The sequence below is a fragment of the Streptomyces sp. NPDC055400 genome, assembly GCF_053644375.1.
This window is the reverse complement of the sequence record NZ_JBSHLM010000005.1, coordinates 491,989-506,829: the sequence shown is the minus strand read 5'-3', so window position 1 is coordinate 506,829 and position 14,841 is coordinate 491,989. Positions and strand designations below refer to the sequence as shown.

The 14,841-nt window shown below is 70.7% G+C and carries 15 protein-coding genes; 6 read left to right on the top strand and 9 right to left on the bottom strand.

Annotated elements, in window-relative coordinates; all coding sequences use genetic code 11:
- Nucleotide 1 precedes the first annotated feature (1 nt).
- Together ACWIGU_RS16470 and ACWIGU_RS16465 are read left to right on the top strand one after the other, a co-directional pair.
- Nucleotides 2-1,465 carry an FAD-binding oxidoreductase gene (locus tag ACWIGU_RS16470; RefSeq protein ID WP_454401417.1) on the top strand — a complete coding sequence of 488 codons (1,464 nt, stop codon included), beginning with the start codon at nt 2-4 and terminating at the stop codon, nt 1,463-1,465.
- Between the two features lie 69 nt (nt 1,466-1,534).
- Complete coding sequence (locus ACWIGU_RS16465) at nt 1,535-2,965, top strand: FGGY-family carbohydrate kinase (RefSeq protein WP_454401415.1); 1,431 nt, start codon at nt 1,535-1,537, stop codon at nt 2,963-2,965.
- Between the two features lie 127 nt (nt 2,966-3,092).
- On the opposite strand, the gene ACWIGU_RS16460 is transcribed toward ACWIGU_RS16465, so the two are convergent.
- Nucleotides 3,093-3,521 carry a pyridoxamine 5'-phosphate oxidase family protein gene (locus tag ACWIGU_RS16460; RefSeq protein ID WP_454401413.1) on the bottom strand — a complete coding sequence of 143 codons (429 nt, stop codon included), beginning with the start codon at nt 3,519-3,521 and terminating at the stop codon, nt 3,093-3,095.
- Between the two features lie 149 nt (nt 3,522-3,670).
- Here ACWIGU_RS16460 and ACWIGU_RS16455 point away from each other — a divergent pair, with 149 nt between their 5' ends.
- Entirely contained in the window at nt 3,671-4,507 is an 837-nt protein-coding gene (locus tag ACWIGU_RS16455; RefSeq protein WP_454401411.1) for a hypothetical protein, read from the top strand.
- Nucleotides 4,508-4,685: 178 nt separating this feature from the next.
- Here the strand turns inward: ACWIGU_RS16455 and ACWIGU_RS16450 are convergent, their stop codons facing one another.
- The 7 genes from ACWIGU_RS16450 to ACWIGU_RS16420 form a co-directional block, all read right to left on the bottom strand.
- Nucleotides 4,686-5,243, bottom strand: coding sequence for a pyridoxamine 5'-phosphate oxidase family protein (locus tag ACWIGU_RS16450; protein WP_454401409.1), 558 nt, complete (start codon nt 5,241-5,243; stop codon nt 4,686-4,688).
- Between the two features lie 82 nt (nt 5,244-5,325).
- On the bottom strand, nt 5,326-8,061 hold the full coding sequence (locus tag ACWIGU_RS16445; RefSeq protein WP_454401407.1) for a fumarate reductase/succinate dehydrogenase flavoprotein subunit: 2,736 nt from the start codon (nt 8,059-8,061) through the stop codon (nt 5,326-5,328).
- A gap of 30 nt (nt 8,062-8,091) precedes the next feature.
- A complete protein-coding gene (locus ACWIGU_RS16440; protein WP_454401405.1) occupies nt 8,092-8,841 on the bottom strand; it encodes an ABC transporter ATP-binding protein in 750 nt (249 codons plus the stop codon).
- Nucleotides 8,838-9,695, bottom strand: coding sequence for an ABC transporter permease (locus ACWIGU_RS16435; RefSeq protein WP_454401403.1), 858 nt, complete (start codon nt 9,693-9,695; stop codon nt 8,838-8,840). The genes ACWIGU_RS16440 and ACWIGU_RS16435 overlap by 4 nt, the downstream gene beginning before the upstream one ends.
- On the bottom strand, nt 9,692-11,038 hold the full coding sequence (locus tag ACWIGU_RS16430; RefSeq protein ID WP_454401401.1) for an ABC transporter substrate-binding protein: 1,347 nt from the start codon (nt 11,036-11,038) through the stop codon (nt 9,692-9,694). The genes ACWIGU_RS16435 and ACWIGU_RS16430 overlap by 4 nt, the downstream gene beginning before the upstream one ends.
- A 14-nt stretch (nt 11,039-11,052) precedes the next feature.
- Nucleotides 11,053-11,280, bottom strand: coding sequence for a 4Fe-4S dicluster domain-containing protein (locus ACWIGU_RS16425; RefSeq protein WP_326772304.1), 228 nt, complete (start codon nt 11,278-11,280; stop codon nt 11,053-11,055).
- Between the two features lie 41 nt (nt 11,281-11,321).
- Entirely contained in the window at nt 11,322-12,092 is a 771-nt protein-coding gene (locus tag ACWIGU_RS16420; RefSeq protein WP_454401399.1) for a GntR family transcriptional regulator, read from the bottom strand.
- Nucleotides 12,093-12,212: 120 nt separating this feature from the next.
- Between ACWIGU_RS16420 and ACWIGU_RS16415 the strand changes: the two genes are divergently transcribed.
- Together ACWIGU_RS16415 and ACWIGU_RS16410 are read left to right on the top strand one after the other, a co-directional pair.
- Nucleotides 12,213-12,338, top strand: coding sequence for a hypothetical protein (locus tag ACWIGU_RS16415; protein WP_454401397.1), 126 nt, complete (start codon nt 12,213-12,215; stop codon nt 12,336-12,338).
- A 100-nt stretch (nt 12,339-12,438) separates the two neighbouring features.
- Entirely contained in the window at nt 12,439-13,107 is a 669-nt protein-coding gene (locus ACWIGU_RS16410; RefSeq protein WP_454401395.1) for a DUF2238 domain-containing protein, read from the top strand.
- A 98-nt stretch (nt 13,108-13,205) separates the two neighbouring features.
- Here ACWIGU_RS16410 and ACWIGU_RS16405 read toward each other — a convergent pair whose 3' ends face one another.
- Nucleotides 13,206-13,691, bottom strand: coding sequence for a carboxymuconolactone decarboxylase family protein (locus ACWIGU_RS16405; RefSeq protein ID WP_454401393.1), 486 nt, complete (start codon nt 13,689-13,691; stop codon nt 13,206-13,208).
- A gap of 198 nt (nt 13,692-13,889) precedes the next feature.
- Between ACWIGU_RS16405 and ACWIGU_RS16400 the strand changes: the two genes are divergently transcribed.
- Nucleotides 13,890-14,816, top strand: coding sequence for an RNA polymerase sigma-70 factor (locus tag ACWIGU_RS16400; protein ID WP_454401391.1), 927 nt, complete (start codon nt 13,890-13,892; stop codon nt 14,814-14,816).
- The last annotated feature ends 25 nt before the right edge of the window (nt 14,817-14,841 follow it).

Genomic DNA, 14,841 nt, shown 5'->3' with positions numbered 1-14,841 from the left:
CATGGTGCAGTCCGCATCGAAGCTGAACCGAGAAGAGATCGTCGACCGCCTCACCTCCCTGGTCGGCGCGGGCGCGGTCGTCACCGACGAGCGGCAGCTGCGCGAGGCGAGCGTCGACCGGTTCAAGAAGTACCAGGCGGTGCACGGCATCTACGACGCCCCGCCGCCCGCCGCGATCGTCAACGCCACCAGCGTGGACGACGTATCGAAGGTGCTCGCGTTCGCCGACGAGAACCGCATCAACATCGTGGCCCGCACCGGCCGCACCGGCACTGAGGGCGGCCTGGAGACGGCCGTCACCGACACGATCGTCCTCGACGGCTCGGGCCTCGACGAGATCATCAAGATCGACGAAGAGAACATGCAGGTCACCGTCGGATGCGGCGTTCAGCTCCAGGTGCTCGAGGACACGCTGCGCGCCAAGGGCCACACGACCGGGCACTCCCCGCAGTCCAAGCCGCTCGCGCAGATGGGCGGGCTCGTCTCGACGCGCTCGATCGGCCAGTTCTCCACCCTGTACGGCGCGATCGAGGACATGGTCGTCGGCCTGGAGGCGGTCTTCCCCGACGGCACCGTCAGCCGCATCAAGAACGTCCCGCGCCGCGCGACCGGTCCGGACATCCGGCACATCGTCATCGGCAACGAGGGCGCCCTGTGCTACATCACCGAGGTCACGGTGAAGATCTTCAAGTACCAGCCGGAGAACAACGAGTTCCACGGCTTCCTCGTCGACGACATGGCGACCGGCACCGCCATCATCCGCGAGGTCGTCGTCGGCGGCTTCAAGCCGTCCGTCGTGCGCGTCTACTCGCCCGAGGACGCCGGCCAGCACTTCTCACACTTCTCGAAGGGCAAGTGCGTCGTCGTCTTCGTCGCCGAGGGCCCCAAGGGCATCGTGCGCGCCACCAGCGAGGAGATCGAGCGCGTCGCTGCCCAGCATGCGCACGAGAAGGTCGACCCGAAGCTCATCGAGGCGTGGTTCGACAACCTCAACTGGGGTCCGGACAAGATCGAGGCGGAGAAGGAGGTCATGCGCGCCAAGGCCGAGCTCGGCTACACCACCGAGGTCTCCTGCGACTGGTCGAAGGTCACCGAGCTGTACGGCGCCGTCATGAACCGCATCCGTACCGAGTACCCGCACGCCGACGACCTCACCCTGCTCGGCGCCCACTCCTCGCACAGCTACCAGACGGGTACGAACCTCTACTTCGTCTACGACTACAAGATCAACTGTGAGCCGGAGGAGGAGATCCACAAGTACCACGTCCCGCTCAACGCGATCATCGTCGAGGAGGCGCTGCGCGTCGGCGGCTCGATGGTCCACCACCACGGCGTCGGCAAGTACCGCACCGCGTGGACAAAGCAGGAGCACGGCAGCGCGTACCACATGCTGGCCAAGCTCAAGGAGGCGTTCGACCCGAACGGGATCATGAACAAGGGAACGCTCTTCCCCCTCGACGCCTGATCCCCAACTGTTGTACAGGGGGCCGCCACTGCCGGCGGCCCCCTCCTCCCTCGCACCCCGGAGTGGGCCATGACTCGCTACTTCATCGGCATCGACAACGGCTCCCAGAGCTCGAAGGTGACCGTTTTCGACGAACACGGCCGGGCCGTCTGCGAGGGACGGCAGAGCCTGCGTCCGTACGCCACCCCGCGCCCGGGCATAGTGGAACACCCGGACGACGACCTGTGGACGTCGATCGGAGCGGCCAGCCGCCAGGCCATGGCAGCCTTTCCCGGCGACATGGCCGACATCGTGGGCGTCGGCCTGTGCACGATCCGCTTCTGCCGGGCCGTCCTCAAGGCCGACGGCACACTCGCCCAGCCGGTGATGAGCTGGATGGACGCGCGGGTCTCGCGCCCTTATGAACACGCCCTCCCCGAGGCGCGGTACGTCACCACGTCCTCCGGCTACATCAGCCACCGCATGACCGGCGTCTTCCAGGACACCGCCGCCAACTACGCGGGCGACTCATGGCCGTTGGACTCCGACACCTGGCAGTGGACGACCGACGGCACCGTTCTCGCCAAGTCCGGCATCCCACGAGAGATGCTCTTCGACCTGGTGATGCCGGGCGATGTCCTCGGCACCGTGACCGCCGCCGCGGCCCGCCACACCGGCATCCCCGAGGGCCTCCCCGTCGTGGCGACCGCCAACGACAAGGCGGTCGAGGCCCTGGGCTGCGGACTGCGCTCCAGCGACACGCTCCTGGTCTCCCTCGGCACATACGTGGCCGGTATGACCGTCGGCGACAGGAACGTGCCCGACGCCTCCGGCTTCTGGACCAACTACGCCTGCATGCCGCACTCCTACCTCTACGAGAGCTTCGGCGTGCGCCGCGGCATGTGGACGGTCAGCTGGCTGCGCGACCTGCTCGGCGAGGAGGCGGTCGCGGGCGCCAGGGCGGCGGGCCTCTCCGTCGAGGACTACCTGAACGCCGAGGCCGCGAAGGTGCCGCCGGGCTGCGACGGCCTGATGACGGTGCTCGACTGGCTGGCGCCCACAGACGCCCCGTACCGCAAGGGCACGATCCTCGGCTTCGACGGCCGCCAGGGCCGCTTCCACATGTACCGCTCGATCCTCGAAGCGCTCGCCCTGTCCATCCACGCCACCGGCACCCACATGGCCACCGAACTCGGCACCACCTACCGGCACACGGTCATCTCCGGCGGCGGCTCCGATTCCGACCTGATGATGCAGATCTACGCCGACGTCTTCGGCGTCCCGGCCCGTCGCGCCGAGGTCAACAACGCGGCGGGGCTCGGCTCCGCGATCTGCGCGGCGGTCGGGCTCGGCGCGTACGAGTCGTTCGACGAGGCGATCGACGCGATGGTCCGCCCTGGCGCGGAGTTCACACCCGACCGGGCCCACCACGACCTGTACCGGCGCCTCGGCGAGGTGTACCGGGACATTCGGGAGCACACAGACGGGATCTACCGACGGTCGTACGACGTTTTCGGCTGACGGTTCAGCCCGGCGGGCCGTCAGAGCGGACTGCCACGGCCCGCGCGGTAGGACTGGCTGCTGCGGGCAGCCGGGCCACGACGGCGCGGGCCCCGTTTCCACGGCGCCTGCGCCGACGCTCGTCGTGTCAGACGGAGCCGAGGTCGGCCGACAGCCAGTGCTCGGGCCGGATGTGGAAGGTGACCTGCGCACCGTGCTCGGCGGTGGCCGCCTTCACGTATCCCTCGACCTTGTCGGCGGGCAGATAGCGGGCCGCGAGATCGGTCAACTCCTGGACCGTGGAGGTGACTTCGGAGGTCACCGGGCCCTCCACGGTCACGTAGCGGACCGTGGGTTCGACACGTTCGGTCATGAGCGAGATGCGGCCCGCGGCCCTGATGGCCTTCGCCTTTGCGGAATCCCGGCCGGTCATGATCCAGAAGGTGCCGCCGGGCTCGTACCAGTACCAGATGGGGACCGTCAGTGGCGCACGGCCGGCCTCCGCGCGGGCGACGGCCAGGGCACCGATGCGGGGTTCGGCCAGGAACGCCTCGCGCTCGTCGAGCGGAAGGGGCATTGCGTCTCCTCGTGTATGTCGATCATGTCGGGCATGTCGAGATGCAGTCTTCAACGCCGCTCGGGGAAGAGAACGGTGGACACACCGGCGCGTATTCCGTGCCGGAAACGGGTTTGTGCGGGGTGGTGACGTCTCGTACGGTCACGAGCATGAACGTCATGGTTGGTGACCTGCGCAGGCTCGGAGTGCCCGAGTCCGAGGCGAGGCTGCGGTTCGAGGCGGAGTCACCGAAGAGGGGGACCGGGCCGGGGCGCAGGGTGCTCGCGGTCGACGGAGAGCCCGCCTTCGAGCTCAGCTTCTGGTGCGGGTCGTGTCCGTTCCTGTTCCGCCGCCTTGAGGGCGCCGATGAAAAGTTGTCGTTGGCGAGCGTGCGGGAGCGCCTGGCGGGGCAGCTCCCGGACCTCGACGAGGGTGTGCTCGATGCCTTCGGCACTCTGCTGCCGGAAGGTGACTACCTCCCCTTGCTGCTCAGGGTCGAGCCACGCCTGGTCGTCCCCGGACAGGACGGCGACTACTTCAGCCACGAACAAGTGGCCACGTGGGGCCTCGGCGCGTTCTGGGGGCTCCCGGAGTACCCATACACGCCGTACTACCGCACGTTCGAGACCGCGGTCGATGACGAAGCCCATCTCTACGAGTTCGTCGTGCCCATGGTTCCTCCGACGTGGAACGACCGGGAGCGGGTCGAGGAGTACGCCGAGCGGATGGAGCGGGGGCTGGTGCCGACGGCCGTGGCGGTGTCGACCCTGGATGTGTGCCTGCCCGCGATGGACGTGTCGACCGACTACTACACGCACTGGGGGCTGACGCACTTCCTGCTCGACGGCCACCACAAGCTGGAGGCGGCGGCTTCCGCAGGGCGTCCCGTACAGCTCTTGTCGCTTCTCGCGCTGGGCGATTGCCTGGCCGAGGCCGGCGACAAGGCCCGGTTGGCAACCCTGCGCTCTCAGCCTTCCTCGATCCGCGGAACCCGGCCGGCGCAGTGACCGTCGGGCCAGGCTCCGAGCCGGCAGCCCTCGCGCTTGGTCCTGTGAGCGAGGCCGCTCAGGCATGGACCAGCTCCTGCGCCCCCTATCTTGCTCCCGCCCGCGACCCGCTCAGCCGCCACCGATCGCCGGCCGCCCTTTGGCGCGCCCTTCGCCGCACCTGGTGGGTGTGGGGGGCTCAGAACGCCCAGCGCGTGTGGGAGTAGACCCCGTCGTCCCGGCCGAAGCCGTACGCCGTGGCCGGGGACACCGCGAACACCATCGCGTCCCCCTTCCGGAACGCGTCCCCGATCCCGTGGAAAGTGCCCTCGGGGGAGGTGATGTGCGCCCCGTACTTCGCCTCGTATGCCGCGATCACCTCTTCCAGCGCCGCCGGATCGGCGACCTGCTCCGCCTTGCCCTCGATCACGACGTCGAGCCCTTCCGTGAGCGAGTTCCGGCCGGTGGTCAGCGCGCAGTGCCCGTCATGAGCGAGATTCCTCGCCTTCTGCTCGCCCGGGCCGGTGGAGAAGTACAGCACCCCGTCGTGCCAGGCGGCGATCACCGGAGTGACGTGCAGACGACCGTCGGGGCGCACCGTGGACACCCAGAAGATCTCGGCGGCCTCCAACTGCCGCTGGGCCTCCGCCCATTCGGTGGCGGTGACGTCGGCGTCACCCGGGCGTGGATTGAGTGCGGAGCTGTAGCGGGCGTCGAGCTCGGTCGTGGGCTGCTGCGCAGGTCCCTGGGTCGGCATGGTGGATCTCCTTTCCTCTCTCCCCGTAACGATCCGCCGCCCGCGCGGACATCGTGATTCGTGGGTCAGCCACGTATGGCGGTCACGTCGTCGCGCGGGATGCGTAGGCACGGATGTCCGCGTCGGAGTCGGTGGTCGCCGTGGCGAGGGCCGCGCGGGCGTCGGGGTCGGCGCGGTGGGTGAGGAGTGAGAGGACGGCGGCCTTGCGGACGTCCGCGTTCGGGTCCGCCGACGCCTTCGCGAGGGCGGGAACCGCCGTGCCGGGACGGGACGTTCGGAGCGCGGTCGCGGCGCCGGCCCGGACCTGCCAGGCGGGGTCGTCCAGCGCGGCAACCGCCCGTCCGGCATACGGGGACGGGCAGCCCGTCGCGGCCAGTGCGGTGAGCGCGGCCGCCCTGACCAGTGGGTCGGAGTCGTCGAGGAGCGGGTCGAGCGGAGCCGGTGCCGGGTCGCGCACCGCCGCGAGCCCGCGGGCCACCGCGACCCTGACCTCGCGGGCGGCGTCGGCCGTGGCCGCCGAGAGCTGAGCGGTCGCGTCCACCGAGACCAGGGCCCGGACGGCATGGATACGGACGTCGATATCGGTGTCGGAGAGCGCGGCGGCGTACACCGATGCGTCGCCGAGCCGAAGCTCCCGTAGGACGTCAAGCGCGGCGCCCCGCACCGCCGGGTCCGTCACGCCGAGTGCCGCCCGCAGGCCGGTTCCCAGCTCCTGCTCGCCGGGCAGGACTTCGACCAGCTCACGCAGGGCGCCCGCCGCGGCCTCCCGGACCTGGGGCGCGGCATCCCGCAGCCGTGCGGCGAGCGCGGGGCCGGCCCCGGCGGGCACCGTCTCGGCGAGGACGTTGACGGCGGCCGCCCGCACCCCGGGGTCGGGGTCCTCAAGGTAGGCGGAGAGCGCGTCCAGGTCGGGGGACTGCTCAGCCAGGGAGAGGAGATCGAGGAGGGTGGGGCTCGATGAGGGGGTCTGGGTCGCCGAGGGTGGGGGAGTCGCCGCGGTGGACGTTGCCGGGCGGGCGGCCGGAGCCGCGTCCCGCTGCCCCGCCGTCGCCACCGGTACCAGCGCGACCTCGCCCAGCACCCGCTCCGCCCCGCCCGCCACCGGCTCGAACTCCGGCACCGGAACGACATACGGCTCGACCGGCCGGGCCCTGAACTCCATGGCTCCCGCACGGGACTTGTAGACGTCGAGATGGTGCAGCCATCCCGCGTCGTCCCGCTCCGGGTGGTCGAGGCGTTCGTGGTAAAGACCCCAGCGCGACTCGGTCCTGGCCAGCGAGGCGCGTGCCGCCATCTCCGCGCAGTCCCGGATGAACGACACTTCCGCGCACCGCATCAGCTCATGGGCGGTCCGCGCCCCCATCCCGGCGATCTCCCCCCTCATCCGCTCGAACGCCTCCACGGCCAGGGACAACTTCGCCCCGGCCTTCGGCGGCGCCACGTAGTCGTTCACGAACCGCCGCAGTTTGTACTCGACTTGCGGCTGCGGCGGCCCGTCGGGATTGCGCAGCGGCCGGTAGACGAGTTCGTGAGCGGCGGCCAGCTGTTCGCCGGGCAGCTCACCCTCGTAGGCGCGGAATCGGGACGCGTCCTCACCCGCCAGGTCCCCGAAGACGAACGCGCCGATCATGTAGTTGTGCGGTACGCAGGCCAGGTCGCCGGCCGCGTACAGGCGGGGGACGGTGGTGCGGGCGTGGGCGTCGACGCGTACGCCGGACGCCGAGTGGCCGCCGCACAGGCCGATCTCCGAGATGTGCATCTCGATGTCGTGCGTGCGGTAGTCGTGGCCGCGGCCCTCGTGGAAGGTGGCTCGCGTGGGCCGCTCGGTCGTGTGCAGGATCGACTCGACGGCGGTGATGGTCTCCTCCGGCAGATGGCTGAGCTTGAGGTACACCGGGGCGCGGTCGGAGGCGAGTTCGGCCGCGAACTCGGCCATCATCTGCCCCGACCAGTAGTCCGACTCCACGAACCGCTCGCCGTGCCGGTTCACCTGATAGCCGCCGAACGGGTTCGCGACGTACGCGCACGCCGGGCCGTTGTAGTCCTTGATCAGCGGGTTGATCTGGAAGCACTCGATGCCGGTGAGCGCGGCCCCGGCGTGGTACGCCATCGCGTAGCCGTCGCCCGCGTTCGTCGGGTTCTCGTAGGTCCCGTAGAGATAGCCGGACGCGGGCAGGCCGAGGCGGCCGCAGGCACCGGTGGCCAGGATCACCGCCCCCGCCCGTACGGTGACGAACTCGCCTGTACGGGTGTTGAATCCGGCCGCGCCGACGGCCCGGCCGTCCTCGGGGCGCGTGAGCACCCGTACCGGCATCACCCGGTTCTCGATGCGGATCCGTTCGCGCATCTCGCGGCGCCGCAACTGCCGGTAGAGGACCTTCTTGACGTCTTTGCCCTCCGGCATCGGCAGCACGTACGAGCCGGAGCGGTGCACCTGGCGGACCGCGTACTCGCCGTGCTCGTCCTTCTCGAACTTCACGCCGTACGACTCCAGCCGCTTGACCATCGCGAAGCCTCGGGTCGCCGTCTGGCGCACGGTGGACTGGTCGACGATGCCGTCGTTGGCGCGGGTGATCTCGGCGACGTAGTCGTCCGGTTCGGCCCGGCCCGGGATGACCGCGTTGTTGACGCCGTCCATGCCCATGGCGAGCGCGCCGGAGTGCCGTACGTGTGCCTTCTCCAGGAGAAGTACGTCCGCGCCGCGTTCGGCGGCGGTCAGGGCGGCCATGGTGCCCGCGGTGCCGCCGCCGATGACGAGGACGTCGCAGGAGAGTTCGGTCGCGTCGCAGAGGGCGGGGATGGCCAGGGGGGTGTCCACGGGCGGGGCCTTTCACGGGGGTGCGGGTGGTCAGAGGGACGTGAGGATGCGCCGGCGCAGGCCGGCGGTGGCCGGCGCGTGGCGTGCGTCCCGCTGCCGGGGGTGCGGGACGTCCAGGACCTCGCCGGAGGAGAGCAGGGCGATCCGGTCGCCGAGGTAAAGGGCCTCGTCCACGTCATGGGTGACGAAGACGACGGTCGCGCCGGTGCCGCGCAGGATGTCCACGAGCAGGTCCTGCATACCGGCGCGGGTGTGCGGGTCGAGCGCGCCGAACGGCTCGTCCATGAGGACCGCGCGGGGCTGCCCGGCCAGGGCGCGGGCGAGCTGGACACGCTGTCGCTGCCCGCCGGACAGCCGGCCCGGCAGCTTGCGGGCATGCCCGGCGAGGCCGACCCGCTCCAGCCACTCTGCGGCGACGCGTCGTCGCTCATCGCGCCCCAACCCCCTTATTGCCAGGGGAAGTTCGACATTGGCCCGGACGCTCCGCCACGGCAGCAGGGCGTCCTCCTGGAAGACCAGCGCCCGGTCGGCCTCGGGCCCGCGGATCGGCGCCCCGTCCTGGGTGACCTGCCCGTCCAGCGGGGGCAGCAGCCCGGCGAGGGTGCGAAGGAGCGTGGACTTGCCGCAGCCGGACGGGCCGAGAACGGCCACGAGTTCGCCCGGCGCGATCCGCAGGCGCACGATGCCGGGCAGGGGCCGTCCCTCGCGATGGCCGAGTCGCACGTCATCCAGGGCGAGTTCGGCACCTTGACGCACGGGAGCAGTGCTCGCGGGACTCATGAGACGGGCTCCTTCTCCAGGGCCGGAGCGGGGGACTGGACTGCCGGGGGAGCGGCGGCGCGGCGTACGGCACGCGACGGTGCCCGCTCCGGCGGCCGCGGCAGCCAGGCGGTGGCGCGGCGGCCGAGGAACTCCACCGCCGTGGAGGTGAGCCAGCCGAGGGCGCCGATGGTGGCCATGCCGACGAAGACGCCGGGGTAGTCGACGACCGTGTAGTCCTGCCAGGTGCGGTAGCCGACCCCGTACTCCCCGGAGATCATCTCCGCGGAGATCACACAGATCCACGCGACGCCGATGCCCACCGAGAGCCCGCCGAAGATGCCCGGAAGCGCGCCCGGCAGCACCACCGAGAACAGCACCCGCAGCCGGCCGCCGCCCATGGTGAGCACGGCCTCCTCCCACACCGGTGTCAGCGCGCGCACCGCGTGCCGCGTAGACACCAGCACCGGGAAGAAGGCCGCGGTGAAGGTGATGAACACGATGCCCTGCTCGTTGCTGGGCAGCAGCAGGATCGCGACCGGGACCAGGGCGATCGCCGGGACCGGCCGTGCCACCTCCACCAGCGGGCCGAGCAGATCGGCGGCCCACCGCGACCGCGCGATCGCCGTGCCCGCCGCCACTCCGAGCACCGCTGCCAGCAGGAACCCGATCACGATGCGGCGCAGGCTGTAACCGAGGTCCTGCCAGTACGGGGCGGTGCCCAGCCGGTCGCCGAAGGCGGACGCCACCTCGCCGACCGTGGGGAACTGGCCGAACCGCAGCCACAGTTCGACGTCCAGGGAGGTGAGCAGCTGCCACAGCCCGAGGGCCACGGCGAGCGACGCGGCCCGGATCAGCCAGCGGCCCGCGCTCATGACGCGAGCCCCACGGCGTCCGCGTAGCTGACGACGCGGGCGCCGCTGTGCCGTTCCACGTACGTCCTCGCGTGGCTCGCGGTGACGAAGGCGCGCAGGTCGGAGCCGTCCGCGACCCACACCGCCCTGTCGGCGAACCAAAGGGTGCCGGTCAGCGCGTCCGGAACGTAGGCGGCCCGCACCTCGGCGCCCTTCGCGGCCTTCAGGAGCTGTTTCGGACTGTCGAAGGTGCGCGTGGAGTCCTGTCCCTTCAGCCACAGCTCGGACTTGGCGCCGTCCGCCTTCGGATACGAGGGTGTGTGCCCGGCCCGCTTCAGCGGCTCCGGGTCGACGAAGGAGTCCACGTCGACATCGCCCACCAGCTTCGCCGCCTTCAGGACCGGTACGTCCTTCTTCAGCGCGGCGATCAGCTCCGGCCGCAGCGCCGGGTCGAACGTGGCGATGCCGTGGGCGCCGTTGTAGAGATAGACCGCCTCGGCCGGCAGCCCGGTCTCCTCGGCCACCGACTCGGCGGCGGCCACCGGCCGCTTGCGGAGATACTCGGTGGCCCGCCGCTGAGCCTGGAGGAAGTCGTCGAGGACCCCGGCGCGCTCGTCCGCGAACTTCGCCCGGACGGTGACACCGTGGAACGTGGGCAGATTCAGGTCGGCCCCGTCGTACAGGGCCTGCGCCTTGCCCTCGTACGCCAACTGGCCGGGCCACGCGACGAATTGGGACAGCGCGTCGACGCTGCCCGCGGTGAGGGCGGAAGCGCCCACGCTGGGCTGCTGGTTGAGCTTGCTGATGCCCTTCTCCGGGTCGATCCCGGCCTCCTTCAGGGCCCGCACCAGCGTGCCGTCGGCGGCCGATCCGACGCTGGTGGACACCTTCTTGCCGCGCAGGTCGGCCAGTGACCTCAGGTGCGAACCGGGCGCGGTGACCACGGTGTTGAGGCCGCCGCGCAGGTTGTAGCCGGTGACCGAGACGAGCCGCGTCGGCTGCCCCAGCTGCTTGCCCCGGGCCGCGTTGATCAGCAGCGGGAAGTCGCCCATCGACCCGATGTCGATCTTCCCGGCGGTCATCTGGGCGGTGATGGGGGCGCCGGTCGCGTAGTCCTGCCACTTCACTTTGTAGGTCTTGCCGTCTTTCCTCCCCCGGGCCGCGAGTTCCTCCTCGAAGTAGCCGAGCGAGCGCAGCAGCGTTCCGGCGGTGACGGTGTTGATGGTCTTCGACTGGTATCCGACGGTCACCGTGACGGTGCGGGAGTCCTCGGCCCCGGCCGCGCCACCGCACGCCGTGGCAAGCGGCAGCAGGAGGGCGAGCGGCAGCAGCCGGGCGAGTGGGACAACGGGTCTATGTGGCATGGCAGTTGGGCCTTTCACCGGAGCAGGTAGGGCATGTTGACGGTGACCGCTCCGGTGGGGCACCGGGCCGCACACGGGCCGCAGTACCAGCACTCGTCGACGTGCATGTACGCCTTGCCGTTGTCCTCGCGGATCGCGAGCGAGTCGAGCGGACACATGTCTACGCAGAGCGTGCAGCCGTCGATACACCGCGACTCGTCGATGGTCACGGGTACGTCGGAGCGCTGCGGGACAACAGGCATGACTGTCTCCAGGGAGGGCGGTAGCAGGAAGGTGGGGTGGGTCAGGCCGAGTGGCGGCGCAGAACGCCGCCCATGGTGATGCGGTCGCCGCGGAAGCGGATGAACTCCAGGTCCACGGGCCGCCCGTCGGGCAGATGAGTGAGCCGCTCCAGCATCAGAACGGCACTCCCGCGCGGGGCCTCGAGGACCGCGGCGGAGTGCGCGTCGGCGTTCACGGCTTCGAGAGTGATCTCGGCATGCCCCAGCGGGCCGCCGGTCAGGGTCTCCAGGAGCCGGAACACGTCGGTGTTCTCCAGATCGCAGCCGAGCAGCTCGGCGCCCGGATCCATGGGCAGATACGACAGGTCCAGGGAGAGCGGCAGCCCGTTGAGGCGCCGCAGCCGCTCGATACAGAGCACGTCGGTGTGGTCGGGCAGACCGAGCCGGCGCGCCACCGGGCCGGGAGCGCTGACCGGTCCGACGGTACGAACCTCGTTGGTGACCTGGCCGTGCTCGTGCAGGGTCTCGGCCAGGCCTTGCAGCCGGTCGAGGCCGTGCGGGTACTTCTCGCAGACCACTACGGTGCCGACGCCGGCCTTGCGCTCCACGAGCTGCTCGCCGCGCAGCAGGTCGAGGGCCTGCCGGACGGTGTTGCGGCTGGCCCGGTAGTCGGCGGCGATGACGTCCTCCAGGGGGAGGACGCCGCGCGGGAACCCGCCCGACAGGATCTGCCGGCGCAGCAGATCCGCGAGCTGCCGGGCCTGGTCCGCACGCAGCCGCCGACGGCGCGCGGCGGCGACCGGAAGCGAGGCGGGGATACGTTCGGCTGGCATGGCAGGGAACGTACCGGCGCCGCGGCTCCGGTGGTGTTGCGGCAGTATTGCGCCACCTGACGGCTCCCGTCGCACCGCTCTGACCTGCTGAATCGCCGGCCGACCACCAAGATCCGCCACTTGACCGCCCAGTACGTGGACAGCGGTCCGTCGCGCAGGGCATGGATGGAGTGGGCGCCCGGGCTCGCCACCGGCGCGGCGGCGGCCCTGTCCGAGTACCTGGCGGAGACCGCGCCGCCGACGTGATCACCACCGCCACTCGCCCGCTCCTGATTGAGTAGCCGTACTCAGGCCACCCGGCTTCCGGGCCGCCACGATGAGGCGACCGAGAAGAAGGAGTGCCCCGATGTCCCTGATCGCAGCTGCCCGTCGCCGGGCGGCGAACACTCCGGCCCCCTCCCTGACCCCGTCGCCGGTGCTGCCCCGTGTCTGCGTCGCCGTCGTGGTCGCGGGGGTCGCCCTCTCCGCCTGGGCACCGCGCGACCGGACGACCTGGCTGCTGGAAGTGGTGTGGGTACTGATCGGACTGCCGCTGTTCGTCCTGACCTGGCGACGCTTTCAGCTGTCGGGGCTGCTGTGCTGTCTGCTCGCGGCACACGCGCTGGTGCTCGCGCTGGGCGGGCACTACACGTACGCCCAGGTGCCGTTGGGCGAATGGGTGCGGGACGGACTCGGGCTGTCCCGGAACCCGTACGACCGGTTCGGACACCTGATGCAGGGCTTCGTACCCGCCATCCTGGTACGGGAGTTGCTCATCCGCACGTCTGCGCTGCGTGGCAGCCGATGGCTGGCACCGCTGACGGTCTGCGCGTGCCTGGCGTTCAGCGCGGTCTTCGAGATGTTCGAGTGGGCGGCGGCCGTCATCGGCGGGCAGGCGGCGGACGCCTTCCTGGCCACGCAGGGCGATGTGTGGGACACCCAATGGGACATGTTCTGCGCGCTGATCGGTGCGACGGTCTCGCTGTTGCTGCTCAGCAAGTGGCACGACCGCCAGCTGAACCGCCTCGCCGTCTGACGTCGGAGCGTCTCTCCAGCGCCGTCGAGCGCGCTCGAGATACACCTGAGCCGGGCCCGGATCGAAGGATCCGGGCCCGGCCCCGACGCACCTGTTGATCAGTTCGCGACGGTGGCGAGGCTGCCGGGCTCGTAGGAGCCGCCCTGGTTGTTCAGGATCACGCCGAGCCGGTTGGTCGCGTTGATCATCGCGATCAGTGAGACCAGCGCGATGGCCTGGTCCTCGGCATAGTGCTTGCGCACCTGGGCCCACGTCTCGTCGGACACACCACGGCCGTTGTCGGCGATGCGCGTGCCCTCCTCGGTGAGCGCCAGCGCGGCCCGCTCGGCCTCGGTGAACACGGTGGAGTGGCGCCAGGCCGCGACCAGGTTCAGGCGGGCCGGGGTCTCGCCGCCGGCCGCGGCGTCCTTGCCGTGGATGTCGACGCAGAAACCGCAGCCGTTGATCTGGCTGGCGCGCAGCTGCACCAGCTCCTGGGTGGTCTTCGGCAGCGGCGACTCCTGGATCACCTGGCTGACGGCGTAGATCCGCTTGCCGATCTTGGTACCGATCTCGTTGCCGAAAAGGTTCATTCGGAGTTCCATGACGGTGTCTCTTCCCTCGTGCATCGCATGCCGTGCGCATCGTCGGCGCGGCAGCCTGACCAACACGAGATGCCGCCCGACCGGATCCTGTGACAGCGCGGCGATGTGACGTAGACCACCGGAAGCGGGTGTCACAAGACGGTGAGGGGCGGCGTCTTGTGCGTGACACAGTCGCGAGAGAACAGGCAGGAGCCGGCCATGAGCGAGCCCACCGAGCGAAGCAGAGACACGGCCGACGACCACGCTCGCGACGGCCGCACGGACACCGCCACCCAGGCGTTCGTCGCCCATCGCAATCTGCTGTTCACCGTCGCCTACGAGATGCTCGGATCGGCCGCCGACGCGGAGGACGCCCTCCAGGAGACGTGGCTGCGCTGGGCGGACATCGACCTCGACACGGTGCGGGACCAGCGGGCCTACCTGGTCCGCATCACCACCCGCCAGGCGCTGAGCCGACTGCGTACGCTGCGCCGCCGTAAGGAGTCCTACGTCGGACCCTGGCTGCCCGAGCCGCTGCTCACCGCGCCGGACGTGGCGGAGGACGTCGAGCTGGCCGACAGCGTCTCGATGGCGATGCTGCTGGTACTGGAGACACTCGCGCCGACCGAACGCGCGGTGTTCGTGCTGCGCGAGGTGTTCGATCTGGGATACGACGAGATCGCTGAAGCCGTCGACAAGAGCCCGGCCGCGGTCCGCCAGATCGCGCACCGGGCACGGGCCCACGTGGCGGCACGCCGGCCGCGCGAGGTCATCTCCCCGGCCGAGACGCGTGGTGCGCTCGCCGCCTTCCAGCACGCGATCGAGACGGGCGACCTCAAGGCCCTGCTCGACATGATCGCGCCGGACGTCGTGCTGCTGACCGACGGCGGCGGAGTCGTGCGGGCCGCGCTGGTGCCCGTCGTGGGCGCCGGCGAGGTGGCCCGGGTGCTGGGCAGGATCGACGCCGCGATGTCCCTCAGGCCGGCACAGGTCAACGGATACCCGGCGCTCGTTCTGCGGCGCGGCGGCGACATCGACACCGTCATGGCGGTGCACATCGACAACGGCCTGATCACCGGGCTCTACGCCGTGCGCAACCCCGAGAAGCTGTCGCGCGTCGACCGCGAAACCGCCGTGAGCCGCTGACCCCGCGGGCAGACTCCGGCCGCGC